Annotated in this window: 20 protein-coding genes and 1 tRNA gene; 12 read left to right on the top strand and 9 right to left on the bottom strand. The window is 32.3% G+C overall.

The genetic code is table 11. The features are described 5' to 3' along the window. The first annotated feature begins 36 nt into the window (after positions 1–36). Complete coding sequence (locus OD803_RS03425) at positions 37–741, top strand: GIDE domain-containing protein (protein ID WP_262732356.1); 705 nt, start codon at positions 37–39, stop codon at positions 739–741. Between the two features lies 1 nt (position 742). On the opposite strand, the gene OD803_RS03430 is transcribed toward OD803_RS03425, so the two are convergent. Continuing rightward, positions 743–1,210, bottom strand: coding sequence for a CBS domain-containing protein (locus OD803_RS03430; protein ID WP_134198420.1), 468 nt, complete (start codon positions 1,208–1,210; stop codon positions 743–745). Positions 1,211–1,325: 115 nt separating this feature from the next. Between OD803_RS03430 and OD803_RS03435 the strand changes: the two genes are divergently transcribed. Next, positions 1,326–3,629, top strand: a complete 2,304-nt coding sequence (locus OD803_RS03435) for a M28 family peptidase (RefSeq protein WP_262732357.1) — start codon at positions 1,326–1,328, stop codon at positions 3,627–3,629. Positions 3,630–3,697: 68 nt separating this feature from the next. After that, on the top strand, positions 3,698–4,384 hold the full coding sequence (locus OD803_RS03440; protein ID WP_134198418.1) for a hypothetical protein: 687 nt from the start codon (positions 3,698–3,700) through the stop codon (positions 4,382–4,384). A gap of 10 nt (positions 4,385–4,394) precedes the next feature. Here the strand turns inward: OD803_RS03440 and OD803_RS03445 are convergent, their stop codons facing one another. After that, complete coding sequence (locus OD803_RS03445; protein WP_166667427.1) at positions 4,395–4,925, bottom strand: hypothetical protein; 531 nt, start codon at positions 4,923–4,925, stop codon at positions 4,395–4,397. Between the two features lie 154 nt (positions 4,926–5,079). On the opposite strand from OD803_RS03445, the gene OD803_RS03450 reads away from it, so the two are divergent. Next, positions 5,080–6,033, top strand: a complete 954-nt coding sequence (locus OD803_RS03450; RefSeq protein ID WP_262732358.1) for an NAD-dependent epimerase/dehydratase family protein — start codon at positions 5,080–5,082, stop codon at positions 6,031–6,033. On the opposite strand, the gene OD803_RS03455 is transcribed toward OD803_RS03450, so the two are convergent. The 3 genes from OD803_RS03455 to OD803_RS03465 are packed head-to-tail and all read right to left on the bottom strand — an operon-like array spanning position 6,028 to position 10,022. Continuing rightward, positions 6,028–8,520: a TonB-dependent receptor gene (locus OD803_RS03455; RefSeq protein WP_262732359.1), complete on the bottom strand. Its 2,493-nt coding sequence runs from the start codon at positions 8,518–8,520 to the stop codon at positions 6,028–6,030. The two genes, OD803_RS03450 and OD803_RS03455, sit on opposite strands and share 6 nt — an antisense overlap. Before the next feature lie 31 nt (positions 8,521–8,551). After that, entirely contained in the window at positions 8,552–9,460 is a 909-nt protein-coding gene (locus OD803_RS03460; protein ID WP_262732360.1) for a FecR family protein, read from the bottom strand. A 46-nt stretch (positions 9,461–9,506) separates the two neighbouring features. Further along, positions 9,507–10,022, bottom strand: coding sequence for an RNA polymerase sigma factor (locus OD803_RS03465; protein ID WP_262732361.1), 516 nt, complete (start codon positions 10,020–10,022; stop codon positions 9,507–9,509). A gap of 279 nt (positions 10,023–10,301) precedes the next feature. Here OD803_RS03465 and OD803_RS03470 point away from each other — a divergent pair, with 279 nt between their 5' ends. The 3 genes from OD803_RS03470 to OD803_RS03480 all read left to right on the top strand — a co-directional run bounded on the left by OD803_RS03470 (position 10,302) and on the right by OD803_RS03480 (position 12,810). Then, complete coding sequence (locus tag OD803_RS03470) at positions 10,302–11,354, top strand: hypothetical protein (protein WP_262732362.1); 1,053 nt, start codon at positions 10,302–10,304, stop codon at positions 11,352–11,354. Between the two features lie 96 nt (positions 11,355–11,450). Next, entirely contained in the window at positions 11,451–12,221 is a 771-nt protein-coding gene (locus OD803_RS03475) for a membrane metalloprotease (RefSeq protein WP_262732363.1), read from the top strand. 19 nt (positions 12,222–12,240) lie between these two features. Beyond that, on the top strand, positions 12,241–12,810 hold the full coding sequence (locus OD803_RS03480; RefSeq protein ID WP_262732364.1) for a porin family protein: 570 nt from the start codon (positions 12,241–12,243) through the stop codon (positions 12,808–12,810). Between the two features lie 50 nt (positions 12,811–12,860). Here OD803_RS03480 and OD803_RS03485 read toward each other — a convergent pair. From OD803_RS03485 to OD803_RS03495, 3 genes are all read right to left on the bottom strand, one after another. Further along, positions 12,861–12,934, bottom strand: a tRNA-Asn gene (locus tag OD803_RS03485). A 74-nt stretch (positions 12,935–13,008) separates the two neighbouring features. Further along, positions 13,009–14,352, bottom strand: a complete 1,344-nt coding sequence (gene rseP, locus OD803_RS03490) for an RIP metalloprotease RseP (protein WP_262732365.1) — start codon at positions 14,350–14,352, stop codon at positions 13,009–13,011. 72 nt (positions 14,353–14,424) lie between these two features. Further along, the gene (locus OD803_RS03495; RefSeq protein ID WP_262732366.1) at positions 14,425–16,362 is read right to left on the bottom strand and encodes a M1 family aminopeptidase; all 1,938 of its coding nucleotides are present in this window, start codon (positions 16,360–16,362) and stop codon (positions 14,425–14,427) included. Between the two features lie 94 nt (positions 16,363–16,456). On the opposite strand from OD803_RS03495, the gene OD803_RS03500 reads away from it, so the two are divergent. The 3 genes from OD803_RS03500 (at position 16,457) to feoB (ending at position 19,530) form a co-directional block, all read left to right on the top strand. Continuing rightward, entirely contained in the window at positions 16,457–17,128 is a 672-nt protein-coding gene (locus tag OD803_RS03500) for an SCO family protein (protein WP_131506290.1), read from the top strand. Positions 17,129–17,200: 72 nt separating this feature from the next. Next, on the top strand, positions 17,201–17,431 hold the full coding sequence (locus tag OD803_RS03505) for a FeoA family protein (protein WP_129759668.1): 231 nt from the start codon (positions 17,201–17,203) through the stop codon (positions 17,429–17,431). Beyond that, on the top strand, positions 17,428–19,530 hold the full coding sequence (gene feoB / locus OD803_RS03510; protein ID WP_262732367.1) for a ferrous iron transport protein B: 2,103 nt from the start codon (positions 17,428–17,430) through the stop codon (positions 19,528–19,530). The genes OD803_RS03505 and feoB overlap by 4 nt, the downstream gene beginning before the upstream one ends. A 374-nt stretch (positions 19,531–19,904) precedes the next feature. Here feoB and OD803_RS03520 read toward each other — a convergent pair whose 3' ends face one another. After that, complete coding sequence (locus OD803_RS03520; RefSeq protein ID WP_262732368.1) at positions 19,905–21,932, bottom strand: S9 family peptidase; 2,028 nt, start codon at positions 21,930–21,932, stop codon at positions 19,905–19,907. 123 nt (positions 21,933–22,055) lie between these two features. Between OD803_RS03520 and OD803_RS03525 the strand changes: the two genes are divergently transcribed. Next, a complete protein-coding gene (locus tag OD803_RS03525; protein WP_262732369.1) occupies positions 22,056–22,712 on the top strand; it encodes a metal-dependent transcriptional regulator in 657 nt (218 codons plus the stop codon). Next, positions 22,672–23,535, top strand: a complete 864-nt coding sequence (locus OD803_RS03530) for a transporter (protein ID WP_262732370.1) — start codon at positions 22,672–22,674, stop codon at positions 23,533–23,535. The genes OD803_RS03525 and OD803_RS03530 overlap by 41 nt, the downstream gene beginning before the upstream one ends.

Consider the following 23,535-nt stretch of genomic DNA (forward strand, 5'->3'; position numbering starts at 1 on the left):
TGTCCAACTAATAGTGTATTCAACAATTAAATTTTCATGCTTCCATTTTTATCAACCTCACCATTTCTGATTATAGGTATTGTTATTCTTATTCTTAGTATAATTGGAATAACATCATACTACTTCAGTTCAAAACAAACTATACTACGAATTTTAGCAAAGACACCTTATAAACCTGTAAGTAGTTTTAAAAGCAATGAATTTGTTAAAGTAAGTGGTAAAGCGTTGCATGTTCAAAACCCTTTGATTGCTCCACTTAGTAAAAGAAAGTGTATTTTCTATTATATTAAAATTGAACAGAAGAAAAGCAATGGCAAAAATTCGTATTGGAGAACCTTAATTGAAGAAGAGCGATTTCAGGATTTCTTTATTGAGAGTAATGGCAATATGGTTATTATTAAGCCAACTCAACATCCAAAAAACTATAAAAGTCATTTAGTAATTGACAAGAAAACATCTTCAGGTACTTTTAACAATCCTACTCCAGAATTTGAATCTCTTTTAAAAAGGTATAATATAGACTCAACAGGGTATTTTGGGTTTAATAAAACACTTCGCTACAAAGAAGGTATAATTGAAATTGGAGAAACCATAACGGTTGCTGGAATAGTAAAATGGAAAAACCTTAGCGAACCTATTCCTGAATACAATTATTCTAAAATAGCTACTTTAGAAAGTGATGTTAAACAAAAAATTATAATTACAGATTTACCTGAAACCATAAACTTTAAAAGACATTAAACTACTTCCAGTTATGTCCTTTTAACTGCATTGCTGCTTTTAAAATATCCTTTTGGCTTATTTGACCTACTAGCTTACCGTTTTCAACAATAGGAAAACGACGCCTTTTTGAATTTAAAAATTTATTAGCAGCATCAAACACGTTCATGTTGCCATCTATAGTCTCAACATCTCTTATCATGCGCTTTTCAACATTGTCTTGAGCCATTGGCATATTGTAATATCTGCTATCACTTATTTGCTTTAGGCAATCTCCTTCTGAAATTATACCTACAAGTTCGTTTTTATCATTAACCACAGGTCCTCCAGAAATCTTATTTCGTATTAAAGATTCGATAACTTCTTCAACTGACTGTTCTGGTTTAAAAGTTATTAAACTGGTTGACATGTAATCGCTCACTTTTAACTGTGTGCTTTCAGTAGCGTTAATTTGTTGCTTTCTGGCACCTTGAAAACTCTTAATTCCCATAACTAATTATTAATAATGTTAGTCTTAAATTTACTGATTTAAAACGACTTAACCTAACTATATTTTTATAGGAAATAATTTTGTAAATTTAGAAGACTAACTAACACGCTTTCCTATGTTTAAAAAAATTATAGCTTTTCTACTCTTAATTATTGCTATTTATTGGAGCTTTTCTGCCCTAATGCCTAATAAAATAAGTCAGCTGGATGCCAATGACAATACCTTTTCTACTCAACGTGCATTAGTTCATTTAAAAGAAATTTCAAAAGCACCACATTATGTGGGTTCTCCCGAACACGAAAATGTAAGAAACTATATTATTGAAGAATTAGAAAAATTAGGTTTAGAGACCCAAGTTCAAGACGGTTACAGTTACAATAAAAAATGGGGAAGCTTAACCAAACCTAAAAACATTTTAGCAAGACTAAAAGGGGCTGACAACTCCAAAGCTCTTATGCTACTTACACATTACGATAGTAATCCGCATTCATCAATTGGATCTAGTGATGCTGGATCTGGTGTGGTAACAATTTTAGAAGGGTTAAGAGCTTACTTACACGAAGGTAAACAGCCTAAAAATGATATTATTATTTTAATTTCTGATGCTGAGGAATTAGGACTTAATGGAGCAGAACTGTTTGTAAATAATCATGCTTGGGCAAAAGACGTTGGTTTAGTATTAAATTTTGAAGCCAGAGGAAGTGGAGGACCAAGTTACATGCTTATTGAAACCAATGGAGGCAACCAAAATATGGTTAAAGGTTTTATTGAAGCCAACCCTAAATATCCTGTAGCAAACTCCCTTGCTTACAGCGTTTATAAAAAACTGCCTAATGATACTGATCTCACTATTTTTAGAGAAGATGGAGACATTGAAGGCTTTAATTTTGCATTTATTGACGACCATTTTGATTACCATACCGCTTTAGACAATTATGAACGCTTAGATAGAGAGACACTGGAGCACCAAGGCAGTTATTTAATGCCTCTACTCTACTATTTTAGTGATACTAACTTAAATAATTTAAAAAGTGATGTAGATGACGTCTATTTTAATGTACCGCTATTTAAAACTGTAAGCTATCCTAATACATGGATTTTTCCAATGCTTATTATTGCCATTGTATTATTTATTGCATTGGTATTTTATGGTATTAAAAAAAGAATGCTTAACTCAAAACATATGCTTATTGGCATTTTACCAGGAATTGCTGCTTTAGTTATTAATGGAGTAATTGGTTACTTTGGGTGGAGTGTTTTAAAAGCAATATATCCTCAGTATAATGAAATACTACATGGTTTTACTTACAATGGTTACATCTATATTTTAGCATTTACCTTCCTTTCGGCTGGTGTGTGTATGTGGTTATACAACAAAGTGTACAAACCCGAAAATACTGCAAGCTTGGTTGCTCCACCTCTACTGCTCTGGATAGTTATTTCAGCAGTTATGGCTTTTGAACTTAAAGGTGCTAGTTTCTTGATTATTCCTGTGTATTTTGGTTTAGTGAGCTTATTTATTCTGGTAAGACAAAAACACCCTAACTTAATTTTAATGGCACTGTTGCTGTTTCCTGCATTAATGATTTTATCACCTTTTGTAAAAATGTTCCCTGTAGGATTAGGCCTAAAAACTATTATTGCTACTACTCTTTTAGTGTCGCTAATATTTTCACTTTGTATCTCGCTATTTGGGTTTTCAAGATATAAGAATAGATGGTCTTACTTATTGTTTTTCTTAGCTATTTGTTGCTTTATTTCAGCACATTTAAAATCTGATTTTAATGAAGAACGTCCAAAACCAAATAGTTTGGTTTACATCTTAGATAGCGACAAAAACGAAGCTGTTTGGGCTACTTACGACAATATTTTAGACCCTTGGACTGAAAGCTACCTTACTGACAATCCAGACCATATAGATTCACTGTCAAAATTCACCATTGCCAGTAAGTATAAAACTCAATTTACGTTTACTAAAAAAGCTAACATTAAACCCTTAAAACACCCTTACATTGATGTTAAAAAGGATACTATTGTAGATGGTAAAAGAGAAATAAAACTATTTATTTCACCTCAACGAAATGTGAACAGGTTGGAACTTTTCTCTGATTCTACCAACGTGTTTTTATCCTTTAACGTTAACGGTTACACTATTCCTAAAGCTGAAAGTGAAACCTATGTTTTTGAAAACAGAAGGTTCAATAGGCTATTTAGTTATTTTGTTGCAGATGATAAATTTTTAGAACTTGAGTTTACTGTTCCTGAAAATCAAAGCACAAAAATTAATTTACTTGAAGCCTCATTTGATATGTTAGATAATCCTCTATTTAGAGTTCCAAAACGTCCTGCAGACATGATTCCAAAGCCATTTGTATTAAATGATGCTGTGGTTATTAAAAAAACCATACAAATTGATTAAATATTAGCAAGTTTTTAAGACCTATTCCCATATATTTTTATAGTTTTAACGCTTTAAATTTTTATGACATGAAAAAGTTTTTACTTCTATCTATAACAATGATTGCTCTTAGTGCAAGCGCGCAAACTAAGTCTGAGCTTGAAAAACATTTTGAAAAGTATTACAAGCAAATGACAGCACAAGGTGATATTCAAGGTATTATAAATGCCATGACTCATTTAGACGTACTTAACCCTACTCAGGCAAGAAAAGACACATTAGCATACGTTTATGCTTCTGAAGGAAGACACTTAGAGGCATTAAACACTATTGGTATTGATAAAAACCCAACAGACTCTAATATCAATGTAGAAGTAAAAGCATTATCCTTAAAAGCACTTAATCAACCTAAACGCGCTTTAGAGCATTATGAAGTCCTTTTTCAAAGACAAGCAAATGCGTATTTAGCTTATGAAATTGCCGATTTAAAAATTCAGTTAAACGATTTAGCTGGAGCAAAAACAGCTATTGAATATGGGTTAACCAATGCAACTAGCGATATGAAGCGCACTTACTACGAAATGCAAACACCTTATCAAGTATCATTAAGTGCTGCTTTAACTTACTTAAGAGCAATATTAATTTTTAACGAAGACAAAGAAGCGAATACTAATGAGGCTGTAGCTGTATTAAACAGAGCTTTAGCTACTGATCCAAACTTTAATTTAGCTAAAATTAGTAAAGAGGCTTTACAAGCAAGAGCTGCTAAGGAGTAAATAAGCTTTATTAAAGCGGCTTCTCAATATTATTTGCATCCAGTTCAAACTTCTTGTTGATTTGAAAGTTGAGATTGGACATAGCAACCAAAACCTCTTTAATATTCATTAAAACCTCTTCCTTTGGGATATTTGTTAATTCAATTGTATTGTTAAGCTTTAGAATTTTTGTTTCCAAAGCAGTAACTCTAGATTTTATAATATCTGTATCAACATTTTCAGGTGTTTCTTCTTTAAGTTGAAATACAAATGATTTAACTATAGAATCGTTAGCTGAAAAGAAAGACAAATCACCTTTTTTTAAAAACTCAACTTGCGTATTAAGTTCATGAAGTTTTTGCCAATCCATGATTTTAGTTTTAGAAGCATTACTTAAAATATAATCATCAAAAGCTAATGCTTCAATGTCATTTGAGCTTATTTTATTTGTATCTTCTGTTTTTACATCATCTGTTGTTTGTAATTCTTTTTTTGATCTAGAATTACAATTAAGCATAATAACACAACAAATGAGTAATAGTATATGGCTTAAAGCACGCATAGTATTTCTTATAGATTTTTAATACAACAAGGTGTAAATATAACTAAACTTGATGGTTTAAACATTAGTATAAAATTAGAGAATAATTTTTTGTTTTAAGTTTTAGGTACTCTTTATTCTTATTATTTTTGAACGAACAAATAATTTCAAAAAAATGCCAAAGATTTTAGTAATTGGTGCATGTGGACAAATTGGTTCTGAGTTAACTTCAAAACTAAGAGAAACCCATGGAAACAATAATGTTATTGCTAGCGATATTAATTACAACAATTTAGATGTTGTTAACTCTGGTGTTTTTGAAATTGTCGATGCCCAAGATTATGCTTCAGTTAAAATTTGTGTTGAAAAACATCAAATAGACACCATATATCTTATGGCTGCTATGTTGAGTGCTACTGGAGAAAAATATCCTATGAAAGCTTGGGATTTAAACATGAACTCACTGTTTCATGTATTAAATCTTGCTAAAGAAGGTTTTATTAAAAGTGTATTTTGGCCTTCTAGTATTGCAGTTTTTGGACCAACAACACCTAAAGACAACACACCTCAATACACAGTAATGGAACCAACAACAGTTTATGGTATTACAAAACAAGTTGGTGAGCGTTGGTGCGAATATTATAATAGCAAATATGGTGTTGATGTTAGAAGCATAAGATACCCTGGAATTATTAGTTGGAAAACATTACCTGGTGGTGGAACAACTGATTATGCCGTTGAAATTTACCATAAAGCAATTACTGACAAAACTTACGAGTGTTTTTTATCTGAAAACACAGAGCTTCCAATGATGTTTATGGACGATGCTATTGAAGCTACGGTAAAATTAATGCAAGCACCTGCCGAAAACATCAGTATTCGTTCTTCATATAATTTAGCAGCTATCAGCTTTACTCCTAAAGACATTTATAGCGCGATTAAAAAACATATTCCTGATTTTGAAATATCATATAACCCAGACTTTAGACAACAAATTGCTGATAGTTGGCCAAAATCTATTGATGACTCTGAAGCTAGAAAAGACTGGAATTGGAACCATACCTTTGATATGGAAAAAATGACTATTGAAATGATTACACAACTACAAAAAAAGTATAGTCTTTTATAGTTCTATTCTAAAACTAACATTAGGTGTTATCCCTAAAGAGGTATTATTTACCTCAACAGTAGTATCTGTATTATTAGAATCTACCTTATAATATCTAGTGATAATATTTTCTTTATCAGTGACATTAATAACACCTGCTCTTAAAATAGCTTTTGTTGAATCATTTATTTTAAAATCATAACTTAAAGACGTATCTAACCTAAAATAATCTTCAAGATTTTGATTGTTAGGCATACCATAATTAACCAAAGTAGTATTACCAGATTGAACTGTTTCATTACCTTGTAAAGGTTTTGTGTATGGTTGCCCTGTTCTCCAGTTACCTCCCAATGATATTTTAAGATTTTTTAAAATATCATAATTAATTGCCGCTGATAATGAATGTCTAATATCTACATTGTTAGGAAAGGTTGAAGGTGAAAAATCATTAAAAGTATAATTGTTAGTGCTATAGGTATAACTTAACCAAGTACTATACTTATGGGTTGTTTTATTAATTAGGAACTCAACTCCCTTTACATCATATTGACCTGTTGCTCTTAAGTATTGAAAATTATTATAAAACCCTTGATTTGAAGCAGTAATTCCATTAACCACTTTGTAAAAACCAGTAATATCAATATGCCAGTTTCTTTTATTATATGACAAGCCAAATGAAGCTTGTTTACTTGTAGCAATAGGTATATCGTTATTATTAGCCAATATCCATCTACGATTTTCAACTCCTAAAAAATCATCTTGAAAATCTACAATTTGTGTTGCAGATTGATTTTTAAATTCACCTTCTACTTTAACAGCATAAAAATTGTTTAATTTTTGTCTAAAATTAAGTCGTGGCTCTATTAATATTTTGTCAAACTTTTGAAAATAATTTGCTCTAACACCTGTTCTTAAGTAGGTCTTGTTTTTATGATATTCAACTTCTGAATACATGGCATGGTTGAGTAACACTCCCTTTTTTGTACGCTCATATGACGGCAAATTCACTGTTGTTTCGTTTAAAATTCCTGTTTCAGTAAATTGATAGCCTAACAAAAAATGTATGTGTTGATTTGGGTTATACTCTATATTTAATTTTGTTCCTGTTTCCAGTACTTCATTAACTTGTGTTAAGCGTTGGTTTGTTTCAACACGATAATCATTAGCATCTACATTATACTTTGTATAATACCCACTTAATTTCGTGCTCCACTTTTTTCCCCATTTTGCTAGCCATTCACCTCCAAAACCTAAATTTTCTTGTGAAAGAAAACTGGTTTTAGACTCTGTATCACCATCATTATTAGTAAAACTTTCTGTATATTTTAGTTTATTATTAATTTGAATACTATTTGCTCTAAACCTATGATTTTCGTTTAAATTGAAAAGTATTTTAGCAGAATAATCATAAAATAAAAACTCTGAGGCATTAGCGCTACTTTCAATAGTTTGACTGTTAGTAGTTAGCTCACTATCTTGAAAGCTTCGTTTAAAATAGTTATTGTAGGTTGGTGTTGAAAACACATCTGTAAACGAGCGTCTTCCTGATACATGAAGTTCAAGATTTTTAGTAATTGGTAATTCTAAAAAAGCATCAGCACTAATTAGATTAGCTCCAAAACCTCCTGAAAATTTGTTGTCAATTTCATTTTTTGTTTGCATATCTATAGTACTTGAGACACCATCGCTAAATGCTGCACTTGTACCATTTTTAGTAACCACAACCTTATGTGTTAGGTTAGGGTTATATGCAGAGATTAACCCAAAAAAATGCCCAGAATGATACATTTTAATACCATCCCAAAGCATTAAATTTTGATCGTTAGTACCTCCTCTTACATTTATATTGGCTATACTTTCATTTACACTTTCAACTCCAGGTAGTGCTTGTATAGATTGTAAAATATCAGGTTCAGCAAGCCCTGGTAAAATACCAAAAGCTTCAGTGTTTAACGTAGTACTACCATCTATGCGTTTTTGTAAACCTGTAGTTAAAAATTTAGTAATGAGCACTTGGTTTAATACTTCTTTACTTTCAATAAGGTGAATGTTTTGGCATTCATTTTTTGCACTAAAAAGTGTTTTGGCGTTTATAATTTTATTTTCAAAACCTAAAAACGACACCTCTAAAACAGATTGCAAGTCGATGTTTTTTAGCTGAAATTGACCGTTTATATCTGAAACCGCACCTTTTTGCATATTTTGAACTGCTATGGTTGCTCCAAAAAGTGGTTTGCCATTTGCATCTTGTATTACACCACAAACCGATATAGTCTTACCAATAACCGAAACCGTTATATATCGATCATTTATTTTTTGAAAGTTTAATAAAGTATTTTGGTTAAGGTAGTTTAAGGTTTCATTTAGCGATAGGGTTGGGCTTGGTGTATTAATTCTTACATCAAAAACATCTTCAACTGCATAAGAAAACTTAACATCAAGTCGTGCTTCTATGTCATTTAACACAGTTACTAATGACTGCTCTGTTGTTTGACTAGAACAAATCATTGAAAAAAACAAAATTATGTATACAAGTTGTTTATTTACCATTGTAATGGTAGAAGATAACATTTTTACCATTAATCTTATAACTTAATTTTAAAGGAACAGTCACTGCTGTTAGCGCAACATTTTTATCATTATGAGCAAAAGCACCTGTATATAATTGCGTTATATCGATACCTTTTGTACTAATATGTATATCATATTGTCTTTCTAACTCTGCTATAACCTGACTTAAAGGAATATTATCAAAGCTAGATTCATTTTGTATCCAAGAAGGTGTTGTAGCACTAAAATCATTAACTGGTGTTATTTTATCATTGATAACCCTAAAAGTTTTTCCTGGTTGAAGTTTAACTGTTTGATTTTTGTGCAAAACACTTACTAAACCTTCATAACACTGTACCTCAAAGTAACCTAAACGTTGTTTTACATTAAATTGAGTTCCTAATACTTGAACTGAACCAGCACTTGTTTGCACAGTAAATTTTTGACCTTTACTTACCTTAAAAAACGCTTCTCCTATTAAAGTTAAATTACGCTCATCTTTCCATTCTTTCTTATTATATTTTAAATTTGATGAGGCATTTAATATCACTTGTGAATCATCTGGTAAATACAGTGCTTCTGTTTGGGCTATTTTAGTTGTGTATAATTTTTCATTATTAAAAAACAAAATATAAGAGCAACATAACATAATAGCCAAAACAGCTGCAACTTTATACCAATTTTTAAAGGTTATTGTTTTTACTCTCCCTTTTGGAACCTGCTTATTTTTAAATTCTTTTAAAGCTTGCTCAACATTAATTTTAGGAGCTTCTAACTGTTCAGCATAATGAGCTATTTTAGAATAAAACTCAAAATCATCAGCTTGATGCAGCTCTTGCTTTTGGTTCTCAGACAGCTCGTTGTTAAAATAATGCAATATCTCTTTTTCGTTTTTCATTTTATCTTGCTGTGTCCTTAAGACAACTTATTTAAATTTTACCCTACTATATATGTTCAATTTTTTCTCTTAGTGATTTTAAAGCACTAGACATACGTTTTTCAACAGCTTTTTGAGAAATACCCAACAAATCGGCTATTTCACGATATTTCTTTCCTTCAATTCGATTTAATAAAAAAACTTCTCTTTGAGGTTCTTTCAAACCAGCTATCGCATTTTGGAGTTTAATTTTAAACTCTTCTTCTCTTAGTATATATTCAGGGTCTTGGTTGTTCTTGTCTTGATAAGGTGCTGCTTTTGCATAATTTAACACCACCTTTTGATGTTTAACTACATTTAAAAACAAATTATTTACCGTAGTAAATAGGTACGACTTTGCTTTATCAAAATCTATGCTAGAGCAATTTTGCCAAATTTTAATAAATGCGTCCTGTACTAAATCTATTGCATTAGCCTCATTGCCACATTTATAGTAGGCAAAATTGCTTGCGGCTTGCACTTGCTCTCGATAAAAGTCATTAAAATGATTTTCATCGCAAAGGCTATATTTAGGGCTATCCATAAACTATTGGGTAATTATTTATTAAACAAAAGTAGGGTAAATTTATCTTATGTTGTCTAAGGCTTATAACAACCTATTAATATTAAAAAATGAATCAAGAAAATCTACTAGAGATTATAGAATTTACACTTATAGTGCTTGTAATCGCAATTTTGACATATTCAATTTTCCTCATTAATCAAATAAATTAATTTTTTGGTAGGGTAAAATTAAAATTGGTTGTCCTACTAATAGAAACAGAAAAATAAATTTTTAACCCAAATTAATAATTATAGAATTATGAAAAACTTAAAGATTTTTTCAACCTTTTTAATCGCAGGATTAATTACTTTAACCTCTTGTCAAGATGAAATTGATAATGAAAATGGAGAAAACCCAAACACAAATTCTGCAAGCTCTTTAACTGCAAGCAACCTAGAACGCACAAGCATGTATGATGGCTCTTTTGATGATTTCCTAGATGGAATTTCATGCGCATCTATAGTGTTACCTGTTACAGCAACTATCAATGATACTCAAATAACAATTATTAATGAAAGTGATTACGAACAAGTGTTAAGTATATTAGCTCAATTTAATAATGATGAAGATACCGTTGTGTTTCAATTTCCGCTTACAGTACAATTGAGTAATTATACTGAAGTTGTAATAACCAATCAAACCGAATTTGATGAGTTAGAAAACGCTTGTGAAGAAGCTGAAAGTCAAATGGAAGGTGCCATTTCATGTGTTGATATTAATTATCCAATAACAATATTAACTTATAGTTTAGATTTTGATCAAACAGGAAGTGTGGTTATTCAATCACAAGAAGAAATGTATAGCTATATTACTGCCTTTGGAGATAACGAACTATTTTCTATAAGCTACCCAATAACAGTTACAACTGCAAGTGGAAACTCAGTAACTATTGAAAGTGATGCTGATTTACAGGCTAGCATTGAAGATTGCTTACAAAATGAAGAAATTGAAGATGATGCTGATGAAGCAGGTAATGAATTAGAAGGTATTTTAGTTGATGGGACTTTTTATGTAGAAACATTCGTTAACAATAGTGTAGACATTGCTAACGATTACGCTGAATACAGTATTGATTTTGCTAACGATTTAACTTGTACTGCCGAAAACACAATAAACACTTCAATAGAAAATGTGCAAGGGACTTATGAAGTAACAACAGATACTAATGTGTTCCTAACATTTAATTTTAATGGCAATACATCTTTTAACTTACTTAACCAAACATGGGAAGTAACTAGTTTTAGTAATTCAACAATTGAATTACAAAGCACAACTAATGCAGCAATAACTTTGGTGTTATCCCAAATATAAACAAAACTCAAGGTTAGGTTTTTAGTTGATTATGTTATGGGGAAAATAGCTGTCGAAGCATTTCGGCAGCTATTTTAACTCTTAAATTAAATTATAATGAAACAAATATTTATATACGCTTTAATTATAGCTTTTTTTACTGCTTGTTCAAATGATACTAACTCAAACTCTGGTAATAACCAACCGAGCATTGTAAGCAATGCATTAGCAACAGGTGCTTCAGCAAACCATATACTTTCCAACAATCAATTTAAAAGTATGGTTATAGAATTAACATATATTGATGGTTATGCACCATCAACAACTACAATTAACAACTTACAGTCATTTCTTGAAAACAGAGTAAACAAACCCAACGGCATTACTATTGAACAACACCAAATAGTTCCACCAGGAAATTCAAACTATACTATTGATGATATAGTTGCAATTGAAAACACATATAGAATAAATTTTAACACTAATGACAAAATTGCCATTTGGATATTATTTCTTGATGGTGAAGCAGCCTCAAATACCGAATCATCACTTACACTTGGTACAGCTTACCTAAACACTTCTTTTGTAGTATATGAAAACACAATACACGATTTAAGCAATAGTGCTTTTGAACCTAATAGAAGTGACCTTGAAACCACTGTAGTCTTGCATGAATTTGGTCATTTATTAGGCTTAACTAATTTAGGAACACAAATGCAAAACAACCATGAAGATATTGATCATCCTAAACATTGCAATGAAGAAAATTGCTTAATGTATTATGCTGCCGAAACCGGAAGTGGTGTTATGAATATGGTATCAGGAGGAACAATACCTCAATTAGACACTCAGTGTATTGCTGATTTGCAAGCAAATGGTGGAAAATAAAATTTAAAACTCTAAAACAATGAAAAATTTTATAATAACATTAATCTTTTTTAGTACAGTAACAGTTTTTGCTCAAAATAGCAATGTTGGTTTAAAAGGTGGTTACAATTTAGCCGCAGTAAGTTTTGATGGTGAAAATGAAACTGGTCAAAGACACAGTTTTCATATTGGTTTTTATGCCGAATCCTTTTTAAATCAAAGTATTGCATTACAACCAGAGTTAATCTATTCTCAACAAGGTTATGAAATACAAGATGGCAATGGAACTTTTACACAAAAACTTAATTACTTAAACCTACCTCTAATGTTAAAAGCATATCCTAGTAGTAATTTGTTTTTAGAAGCTGGACCTCAAATAGGTTTAGCAATTTCTCATAAAGAAGAATTTGATAGCAACTTTAATCTTTTTGATACATCTCAGGAGTTTGAACCTAGCAGCTTTGATTGGGGAATTAATTTTGGAGGTGGTTTAAAAACCAATACAGGAATAAGCCTAGGTGTAAGATATCATTTAGGTTTAGGAGATATTTATGACGAAGGTAAACCTCAAAACCGCGTTTGGCATTTTTATTTAGGTTTTGACTTTTAAAAAATTGTATTAAATAAAAAATCCCATCGAAATCGATGGGATTTTTTTTGCTCCTCCTCTTGGGCTCGAACCAAGGACCCTCTGATTAACAGTCAGATGCTCTAACCAACTGAGCTAAGGAGGAGTGTTTCTTTTCGCTTTTGCGAGCGCAAATATATGTTATTTTTTAATTTCAACAAATTTATTTGAAAAATATTTCTATTTAAATAATGCTTTAAAGATATCGTTACCGTTTGCAAATAATACTAAAGCAATAAGAATGAAGAAACCAACCATTTGAGCACGCTCTAAAAACTTTTCACTTGGTTTTCTTCCTGATATCATTTCATAAAGTAAAAACATTACATGACCTCCATCTAAAGCTGGTATTGGCAATAAATTTAATACACCCAACATAATTGATAGAAACGCTGTAAGCGCCCAAAAATCTTGCCAGCTCCAAGTATCAGGGAACACGTCGTAAATAGCCTTAAAACCTCCTACACCTTTATATGCTCCTGTTTTTGGATTGAATATTTTTTTAAGCTGTTCGCCATAACTAGCAACTTGGTCTTTAAACTTTAATAATCCTGCTCCAAAACTTTCTCCAAAAGTGTAATTGGTCTTAACAATGTCATAATAACCTAAGCGCTCCAAGTCATTAAGATCGCCTCCTGCTTTAATTTCAAATTTACCGTCTTCAACCTTAAGCGTCTTTGTTAATTGTTGACCATCTCTTAAAATACCAACATCAATTGTCTTGTGTGTTGCAGTTAATGAATCCATTATAGCATCATACTGGTCATAATACTTTAAGGATTTTCCGTTTAAAGAAACAATAACATCTTTAGGTTGTAAACCTGCAGAAGCGTTTATAGATGTATCAGGAATTTTTTCTAAGATAAAAGGGTAGCGTAACGAGAAAAAACTCTTACTTTCACTAGAACTGAACTGACCTAAAAAATCTTCAGGAAGCACAACTTCTTTAGTCTCGTTACCACTTAAAATTGTAAGTTTTTCCGCAGAAATAATTTTTCTTCTTATTTGTGATACGGTTTCAATCTCTTCGTCATTGATAGCTATAACCTTATCTCCTGTTTTTATACCTAAATCTTTCAATATTGGGTTAGTCACCATGTAACCATCCTTCACACTACTTGATGTAATATCAATATCACCATAAGCAAATGAAATAAATACATAAATAACGTAAGCCAAAATAAAGTTAACCGTTACACCACCAAGCATAATAATTAAACGTTGCCATGAAGGTTTAGATCTAAACTCCCAAGGTTGTGGTGGTTGTGCCATTTGCTCCTTGTCCATGCTCTCATCAATCATTCCTGAGATTTTAACATAACCTCCTAGTGGCAACCAACCTATACCGTAAACAGTCTCTCCTATTTTCTTTTTAAATAACGAGTATTTTACATCAAAGAATAAGTAGAATTTTTCTACTCTGGTTTTAAATGCTTTTGCTGGTATAAAGTGTCCTAATTCGTGAAGCACGATTAGAAGTGAAAGACTCAATAAAAATTGAGATATTTTTATTACAAACTCCATGTATCTCTTAAAAAATTAAGCCACAAAAATAACTTTTTAACCGCATTTTGAAAACATTATGTAAACTATTCATTAGTTTTTTAACACAGATTTATTAATTATTCCTTCGTTGGTTTGAAGTTGAACAAAAAGTAATCCTGTTGAAAAAGGAGTTGTATCGATTGTGGAGGTCCAGTCGCTATTGTACAATAGTTGACCCAAGGCATTATAAACCCTTACTTCTTCTACTTGTAAAAAGTCAGGTTTTTTTATGTTTAACGTTTCAGAAACTGGACTCGGATAAATAAGTAGTTTATTATTGAAAGCTTCTTCGTTAATACTCAATGATACTGTATTGTTTCTTGAAATTAAATCAGCTTCAGGGTCAAAAATGACAGTATCTACAATAAAATTAATGCTCTCGTTGAAGACTTGATTGTTTGTTGTGTTATCTAGTACTAAATCTAGCGTCTCACCTTCAGTCCCAATTAATCGAATGGGTACTGGAGCCTCAAAAAACGATACTGATGCATGACTTTGGGTTTGGCTTATTTCAATATCTATTTCTGTTGGTGACTGTTGCGTACAGTTTATTGTATAACTAGGATACCCTTCGTTATACAACCAATCGCTAAAAAACTCTGTTAGGTCTTGTCCGCTATTAGTTTCAATAATATTAATAAAATCTGCTGTTTTTGCATAGTCAAAAGCATGGTCTTCATCTACTAGATAAGTTTGAAGGCCTCCAAAAAACTCAGTATCTCCAAGTTTTTTTCGTAGCATGTGCAATACCATTGCGCCTTTATTATAACTTAATCTACCACTAAAAATCCTACCAACAGTTAACGTGTCGGTATCTGATAAATACACAGCTCCATCAGGTGCTGATGTAATGGAATTTGTACGTTGCTGTTTCCAAGTTCTAAAAGCATCATTACCGTCTAACTCATCAATTATAATTCCTGATAAGTAAGTCGCAAAACCTTCATTAAGCCAAATATCCTTCCAGCTACCACAAGTTATTTTATTTCCAAACCATTGGTGTGCTAGCTCGTGTGCAATAAGATTTCTGCTAAAATTTCCCATAAATGAAACCGTTGTATGTTCCATTCCACCTCCCCAACCAAACTGAGCATGACCATATTTTTCGTCAGCAAAAGGATATTCTTCAAATAAATCAGAAAAAATATTCATTATATCAACAGTAACTGGAGTACTAGCTTGAGCGCTTGCTAAGTTTTCAGGAAACACATAATTGACAATATCAAATGGGTTACCATTGTTGGATACAGTATGCGAATACACTTCATAATTAGTAACCGCAATTGCTATTAGATATGCAGGAATTGGATGACGATGCTTATATCGTGTGGTTTTATCGCTTCCGTTTGTGGTTTGACTTATTTCCAAACCGTTTGACACAGCAACATAAGCTTCGTTTGAAGGGTTAAATTGAGGTGTTGTTAAATACACATCAACAGAGTCTATCTTATCAATTAAATCTTGTTTACAAGGCCACCAACCTTTAGCTCCATAAGGTTCGGATAATGTCCATATTATTGGGTCTCCATTATGAGTTGTTTGTTCAAAAGAACCAAACCCAGAACTTATGGGATTACCAGAGTAACTTATAGTCAAAGAATCTAGCACACCTGAGTTTTGTACAGCAGGAAGTGTAATTATGAGTTCATCATCAGAGTTTTGTGTATACGATAATGTATTACCATTATGTAACACTTGCGAAACGGTCATGTTATCAGCAAGGTCAAAAGTAATTTCGGTTAATGCTTCTTTAGCTTCAAAATAAGTGGTGACATCTCCTGAAATAAATGATACTGAAGGGTCAACATTTAATTCTAATCTATGATATTTTAAATCATAATTACCTGTATTGAGATTTGCTCTGTAGAACATTTGGTTAAGTGCTGCTTTGGCTTCAGCTTCTCTAATAGTGTTCAAAGTTTCATTAAAATCTTGCCCAAAAGCAGTAATTGAAAGGACAAAAAACAGGTAAGGTAAAAATGTTCTCATAGCTTTAATTTATCATGTTAAAAATACCACTTTTATGGTATTGTGTCGTATTTTTGTATTCAAATCTTACGTTTTCACCTCAAAATCAAGCAAAATGCTGTCTTTTTTTAAAGAATACAAATTTTTCGGAATTGTTTTATTAATCGTTTCGGCAATTATAATTTCAATATTCTATTCTATTTTAAAACCTAAAAAAGTACTTCCTATTTATCAACCTGCAATGGTGAATTATGAGATGGTTGACAGCACTATTCAGCACCAAAAAAAGTATCATAAAATTGCAGACTTTTCCTTAACAAATCAAAACGGACAAACCATAACCCAAAACGATTACAAGGATAAAATTTATGTGGCGGATTTCTTTTTTACAACCTGTCAAACCATTTGCCCAATAATGACAGACCATATGTATAAAATTCAAAAGGAAATAATTGATGATGATGAAGTAATGCTATTATCGCATTCGGTTACTCCAAAAATTGATTCTGTTGCGCAGTTAAAACGCTATGCAAAACAAAAAGGCGTTAATGACAAAAAATGGAACTTGGTAACAGGTGACAAAAAGCAAATTTACGAGCTTGCTAGAAAAAGTTACTTAGCAGTTAAAACCGTTGGGAGTGGTGATGAGTATGATATGATTCATACCGAAAACTTTATGCTTATTGACAAAAAACGCCAAATAAGAGGTTTTTATGATGGCACAAAACCTGAAGATATTACACAATTATTAGAAGACATTGAAACATTAAAGCAGGAAAAACCTTAGATTTTTGTTAAGCATTTTTTTACCCTAAATATTTCTCTTATTTTTGCTTCTTTAAAATCAATCTAAATAAGCTTGCAACACACTATAGCACATTTAAAACGTGGTCAAAAAGGAATTATAAAAGATGTTTCATCTGTTCATATTCCTTTAAAATTATTGGAGATGGGTTGTTTACCTGGTAATAGTGTAGAGCTGTTACATGTAGCGCCTTTTTCGGACCCAATGTATTTGAATATTAATGGATCGCATTTAGCTATTAGAAAAGAAACTGCTGTTCATATTTTAATTGATATTGTTATATGAGTAAGCAAATTAACGTAGCGCTTATTGGTAATCCCAATACAGGAAAAACATCGGTTTTTAATGCCTTAACAGGACTCAACCAAAAAGTTGGTAATTATCCAGGAATTACTGTCGATAAAAAAGAAGGTGTTTGCAAACTGCCTCGTGGTGTAAAAGCTCATATTATTGACCTTCCTGGAACTTATAGCTTAAACGCCTCTTCACTAGATGAAAATGTAGTTATTGAGCTACTTTTAAACAAAAACGATAAAGATTTTCCTGATGTAGCTGTTGTTGTTAGCGATGTTGAAAATTTAAAGCGTAACCTTTTATTATTTACCCAAATTAAAGACTTAGAAATACCAACTATTTTGGTAATTAACATGTCTGACAGAATGGATTATAAAGGTATTTCTTTAGATATTGAGTATTTAGAAAAAGAGCTTAACACAAAAATAGCACTAGTGAGTACCAGAAAAAATACTGGTATTTCTGAGCTTAAAACGCTCATTTCAGATTATAAAAAGCTATCTACAAAGGGATGTTTAAACGCTTCTGAAATTGACAAAGCCTATTTTGAAAACCTTCAAAACGCATTTCCAGATCAGCTACTATACAAACTTTGGTTAGTCATTACACAAGATGTAAATTTTGGCACTGTTGAAAGACAAGAGTTTGATAGTTTAGAAGATTTTAAAACCAAAAGTAAAGCCGATTTAAAACGACTTCAGCAAAAGGAAACTATTAAGCGCTATCAGTTTATAAACAATGTGCTTAAAAAAGGACAAACCATAGACCTTAAAAACGCTAAGGACCTTCGTATTAAACTAGACAGGATTTTAACGCACAAAGTTTGGGGTTATGTAATTTTCTTTGCCATTTTACTATTAATGTTCCAAGCGGTTTATAATTGGGCAGCTTACCCAACCGATTTGATTGATGAAGGGTTTGCTACTTTAGCCGATTGGGTAAAAAACACCTTACCTGAAGGCGTATTCACAAATTTATTAGCCGAAGGTATTATTGCAGGAATAGGTGGTATTATGGTATTTATCCCACCAATTGCATTCCTCTTTTTCTTTATTGCTCTACTAGAAGAAAGCGGTTACATGAGTCGCGTTGTATTTTTAATGGATCGTGTAATGCGTCGTTTTGGACTAAGCGGAAAAAGCGTAGTGCCTTTAATTTCAGGAAACGCTTGTGCTATTCCAGCTGTTATGGCTGCAAGAAATATTGAAAGTTGGAAAGAACGTCTAATTACCATATTGGTTACACCTTTTACAACGTGTTCTGCACGATTACCAGTGTATGTTATTATTATTGCTTTGGTTATTCCTGACGGACGTTTCTTAGGTTTAAGCTATCAAGCATTAACCCTAATGTCTTTATATATTATTGGTTTTTTAACCGCTATATTTTCAGCTTATATATTAAACAAAGTGCTGAAAATAAAGAGCAAATCTTACTTTGTGGTTGAAATGCCTAGTTATAAATTTCCTTTGTTGAAAAATGTAGGATTGACCGTTTTGGAAAAAACCAAAACCTTTGTGTTCGAAGCTGGTAAAATCATTTTAGCAATTTCTATTGTATTGTGGTTTTTAGCTTCGTATGGTCCTGGAGAACGATTTAACGACGCTGAAAACATAGTAAAAACTGAAAGCCCTCAACTTTCTGAAGACGAATTGAATGATAAAATCGCTGCTCATAAACTAGAATATAGCTATATAGGTATTGTTGGTAAAACCATTGAACCTGTAATTAAACCTTTAGGTTACGATTGGAAAATTGGTATTGGACTAGTCACTTCTTTTGCAGCTCGTGAAGTTTTTGTGGGAACACTTGCCACCATTTACAGTGTTGGTAGCGCCAATGATAACGAAGATGAAGACACCATAAAAAACAAAATGGCTGCCGAAACACACAACGATGGCACAAAAGTATTCACGCTAGCTTCAGGGATTTCTTTATTACTGTTTTATGCTTTTGCAATGCAATGTATGAGTACATTAGCTATAGTAAAACGAGAAACTAATTCTTGGAAATGGCCAATGCTGCAACTTATAACTATGAGTGTTTTTGCGTATATTGTTGCTTTATTGGCATTTCAATTTTTAAAATAAGATGAACGATACTATTCAAAACATATTGGTTTTTGTTACATTAGGAATCGCAATATTATTTTTGGTTAAAAAATTTATTTGGAAGCCAAAAAAAGCGACAACTAAATCTTGTGGCAACAGTGATTGTGGCTGCAGCTAAAAACCTAAATTGGCTATAATAATTATTCTTATTGCTTATTTTTTTGACTACAAATCAAAACCAGACACTTTTATATCTGATTTAAAGTCTGGATTGATGATTTTTGGTTGTTTTGTCTTGTATGCTTTAATTTTAAGATATCAATTCAACATAAATATATTATATATCATATTCTCAATTGGAATTGAAATAATACTCTTATTTACCATTAAAGGGTTTATAAAAAAAACAGCTATTACTTATTATACTTCTTCAACCACGCTAAAGTATGTGCTACTTTACTAATCAAGTTACTCGGCTTTGCAGCAATATTGTGATACGATTCAGGAATTTCAACCAAAACAGTTTCTATCTTACGTAGCTTTAAAGCATGATATAATTGTTTCGCTTCACTAGGTGGTGTTCGTAAATCGTTCATCCCGACCATAACCATTGTTGGTGTTTCAATATTTCCAACCAATGAAATTGGTGAAAACTTCCAATAGTTTTCAAAGTTCTCCCAAGGATGTCCAGGATAACGTGTGTCTTTGTAATAAAAATAATTGTCAGCAACCAAAGTTTTACTAATCCAATTCATTACAGGTTTTACCACAACCGCTGCCTTAAATCGATTATTCATTCCTATCATCCACGCTGTCATAATACCTCCTGCACTTCCTCCTGTTACAAACAACTGGTCGTTATCTGCAATGCCTTTTTCAACCAAATAATCCACTCCATCCATCACATCGTTATAATCTTGTCCTGGATAATTGTTCTTCAATAAATTCCCGAATTCCTCACCATAGCTTGTGCTTCCTCTAGGGTTTGGATAAAACACCACATAACCATCAGCTGCATACAATTGAATTTCAGCTGTAAAACGATCGCCATAGTTTAAAATTGGTCCTCCATGATTTTCAACCAACAACGGATAGCTTTTAGAAGCATCATAAAAAGGTGGCTTTACAATCCATCCTTGAATATCTCTTCCATCAAACGTCGATTTGTACCACACTTCTTCTACCTCACCAAGTTGTCTGTGTGCTAAAACATCAGCATTTAAACTGGTAATAAGTTTTGGCGTTTTTTTATTTTGAATTACAGCCAATTCTGCAGGATATTCTGGTCGTGTTTGCGTATAAGCAATAACACCTTTATTTGATACCGAATACGACCCAGACGCATAAGGTCTTCCTATGGTTGTGCCACCAACATTATCAGTAAGTTTTGAAATTTTTCCAGAGGTTGTAATGTAACCTATTTTGGTATTTCCTTTCTCGTCATACATAAAGTACAAGCCTTTTCCTGAAGTATCCCAAGTAATATCTGAAACGCTTTCATCCAAGCTAGAAGAAATAATTCTTCGGTAGCTTCCATCAGTATTCATTAAATGCAAAACCGTATTTTGATGGTCTTGAACTTTGTCTAAATAGCCTAAAAACGCAACTGTTTTTCCGTCTGGCGATACTTTTGGCGCATAATCTGGTCCATCTTGAGTAGTTAAAGCGGTTATCTTTTGGGTATCCACGTTCACTTTATAGACTTCACTATTTCTAAATCTATATTCCCAATCGTCTACTCTATTTGCGGAGAAGTAAATCTCTTTTCCGTTAGGTGAAAACGACAAGCTTCCTCCATGACTGTAATCTCCTGATGTTAATTGACGTGCTGTTCCACCTTCAGCAGAAATCATAAAAATATGTGTAAAGCCTGTTGGCATATAACCTCTACCATCGGCTTCGTGTTTTAGTCTATCTGTAATTCGTGCTGGTTCTGCCCATTTAGCGCCTTTAGGTTTTGATGGAATTTGTGCTACAACAGGTGGCTTTTCATCTACAAACATGGTAAATGCTATTTGTGAACCATCTGGTGACCAAGTTAGGTTTCCTGGTGATTTTTCTAATTGTGATAATTTGGCAATTTGACCAGAACTTACCCAATACATGTAAATTTCGGCACCTTCATTGGTAGAACTTACAAACGCTATTCGATCTCCATTTGGCGACCATGTTGCTTGTGACTCTCCTACTTCTCTAGATGTTAATTTTCGATGTGATGTTCCGTCAGTATTAATAATCCATAGATTGCCTCTAGAGTTATCTTTCATAATATCAAATCCGTTTCTTCGGTAAACAATTTCTGTACCATCAGGTGAAATTTGTGGATCACTAACCCATTCTAATTCAAAAACATCTAAAGGTTGAAATGGTATTTTTTCGTTTTGTGCGGTTAAGCAGCCAAAACTCATAACACTAATTAAGAAGACTAAAAGACGGTTCATTGTGTGTATTTAAATATTAAAAGCGAAAGTTACTAATTATTAAAATCTCTTCCTAAATTAAATATTTTAGTTATCTTTGAAAAATATTTAAGTATACTTAAATTTAATTTAAAGTAATTATAAATGTCTGTAGCTATTGAAAACTTTGTAAAGGCCATTTACAACAACAACATACAAGATCATCATGATACCAAACCTGGTAACATTGCTAAAAAACTTGGAATATCTAATGCTGCTGCAACAGATATGGCTAAGAAATTAGCCTCTAAAGATTTGTTGAAATATGAAAAATACCAAGCACTTCAACTTACCGAAGCTGGCACAAAAATGGCTCTTAACGTCGTGAGAAAGCACAGGCTTTGGGAAGCATTTTTGTTCAAACTTTTTGACATGAGTTTACATGAAATTCATCGTGAAGCAGAATTTTTGGAACACGAAACCTCCGATTTTTTAGCGAACAAAATCAGTGCATATTTAGGCAACCCAAAATTTGATCCTCATGGTGATCCAATTCCAAATGAACGTGGTGAAATAACTACCGAAGATCATTCTATTTCGCTTTCAAATGCTGAGGAAGGAAAATCATACATTATTTCACGTTTGATGAGTGACGACAAAGAGTTCTTTGATTTTTGTGCATTAAATGGCTTAAAATATGGCAACTCTATAGTCGTGACAAAGCAGTTCAGTAAAAACAAAATGACACAAATTACCATCAACACTAACACTATTCTTTTAAATGAAGATTTTACAAACATTATCTATGTCAATGAAGCGTAATACAATTATAACAGCCTTGTTTTTTGGTATGTTATCATGTGCTGTCTATTCACAAAATGATAGTTTAAACATTGTTTCTGCTCTAGAAGGGAAATTAATTAGCTTTTCCGATGAACCATTAGTAACCGACAGACCAGACGCAACCGAGTCGTCTTCAACCGTTGGCAAAGGTGTTTTACAATTTGAAACTGGCGGAATTTATGAATCTTACGAAAACAACAGCATAAAAAACGAAAACTATACCTACAACACCATGCTGATTCGTTATGGAATTCTCGATAACATGGAATTACGCTTGGGTTGGGATTTTGTAGAAGGCATCTCCAAAGTAAATGGCAACAAACTGGATAATATTACTAGCGGATTTTCGCCTTTGTTATTGGGTATGAAAGTGGATATTACCGAAGAAAATGGATTAATGCCTGAAATTGCACTTATTGGTCATGTGTTTCCTGTTTTTAGTGCTTCAACTGACTATAGACCAGAACATACAGGAGTAGATTTTAGATTTTCATTGTCACACACCTTAAGTGAAAAATCAAGTTTAGGGTACAATATTGGTGTAGAATGGGGAAATGATTCTCCTGAAGCCACTTGTGTTTACACTTTAGCTTATGGTTACAGTATCACAGACAGGTTTGGAATCTATGCTGAAGTGTATGGCGATTTACCTGAAGACCATTCGGCTAATCACTATTGGGATGCTGGTATGACCTATTTAGTATCTAACGATCTGCAATTAGACGCTTACGTAGGCACTAGCATCACTGAAGGACAAGACATTTTATTAGGAATAGGATTTAGTTACAGAGCAAAAAAATAA

Origin of the sequence: Gaetbulibacter sp. NE (genome assembly GCF_025548475.1) — a bacterium.
GTDB classification, from domain to species: Bacteria; Bacteroidota; Bacteroidia; order Flavobacteriales; family Flavobacteriaceae; genus Gaetbulibacter_B; species Gaetbulibacter_B jejuensis.

Bases quoted from the DNA above. Each gene is read 5' to 3' on its own strand.
- OD803_RS03425 (WP_262732356.1), top strand. From the start codon at position 37: ATGCTTCCATTTTTATCAACCTCACCATTTCTGATTATAGGTATTGTT.
- OD803_RS03430 (WP_134198420.1), bottom strand. From the start codon at position 1,210: ATGGGAATTAAGAGTTTTCAAGGTGCCAGAAAGCAACAAATTAACGCT.
- OD803_RS03435 (WP_262732357.1), top strand. From the start codon at position 1,326: ATGTTTAAAAAAATTATAGCTTTTCTACTCTTAATTATTGCTATTTAT.
- OD803_RS03440 (WP_134198418.1), top strand. From the start codon at position 3,698: ATGAAAAAGTTTTTACTTCTATCTATAACAATGATTGCTCTTAGTGCA.
- OD803_RS03445 (WP_166667427.1), bottom strand. From the start codon at position 4,925: ATGCGTGCTTTAAGCCATATACTATTACTCATTTGTTGTGTTATTATG.
- OD803_RS03450 (WP_262732358.1), top strand. From the start codon at position 5,080: ATGCCAAAGATTTTAGTAATTGGTGCATGTGGACAAATTGGTTCTGAG.
- OD803_RS03455 (WP_262732359.1), bottom strand. From the start codon at position 8,520: ATGATTTGTTCTAGTCAAACAACAGAGCAGTCATTAGTAACTGTGTTA.
- OD803_RS03460 (WP_262732360.1), bottom strand. From the start codon at position 9,460: ATGAAAAACGAAAAAGAGATATTGCATTATTTTAACAACGAGCTGTCT.
- OD803_RS03465 (WP_262732361.1), bottom strand. From the start codon at position 10,022: ATGGATAGCCCTAAATATAGCCTTTGCGATGAAAATCATTTTAATGAC.
- OD803_RS03470 (WP_262732362.1), top strand. From the start codon at position 10,302: ATGAAAAACTTAAAGATTTTTTCAACCTTTTTAATCGCAGGATTAATT.
- OD803_RS03475 (WP_262732363.1), top strand. From the start codon at position 11,451: ATGAAACAAATATTTATATACGCTTTAATTATAGCTTTTTTTACTGCT.
- OD803_RS03480 (WP_262732364.1), top strand. From the start codon at position 12,241: ATGAAAAATTTTATAATAACATTAATCTTTTTTAGTACAGTAACAGTT.
- rseP (WP_262732365.1), bottom strand. From the start codon at position 14,352: ATGGAGTTTGTAATAAAAATATCTCAATTTTTATTGAGTCTTTCACTT.
- OD803_RS03495 (WP_262732366.1), bottom strand. From the start codon at position 16,362: ATGAGAACATTTTTACCTTACCTGTTTTTTGTCCTTTCAATTACTGCT.
- OD803_RS03500 (WP_131506290.1), top strand. From the start codon at position 16,457: ATGCTGTCTTTTTTTAAAGAATACAAATTTTTCGGAATTGTTTTATTA.
- feoB (WP_262732367.1), top strand. From the start codon at position 17,428: ATGAGTAAGCAAATTAACGTAGCGCTTATTGGTAATCCCAATACAGGA.
- OD803_RS03520 (WP_262732368.1), bottom strand. From the start codon at position 21,932: ATGAACCGTCTTTTAGTCTTCTTAATTAGTGTTATGAGTTTTGGCTGC.
- OD803_RS03525 (WP_262732369.1), top strand. From the start codon at position 22,056: ATGTCTGTAGCTATTGAAAACTTTGTAAAGGCCATTTACAACAACAAC.
- OD803_RS03530 (WP_262732370.1), top strand. From the start codon at position 22,672: ATGAAGATTTTACAAACATTATCTATGTCAATGAAGCGTAATACAATT.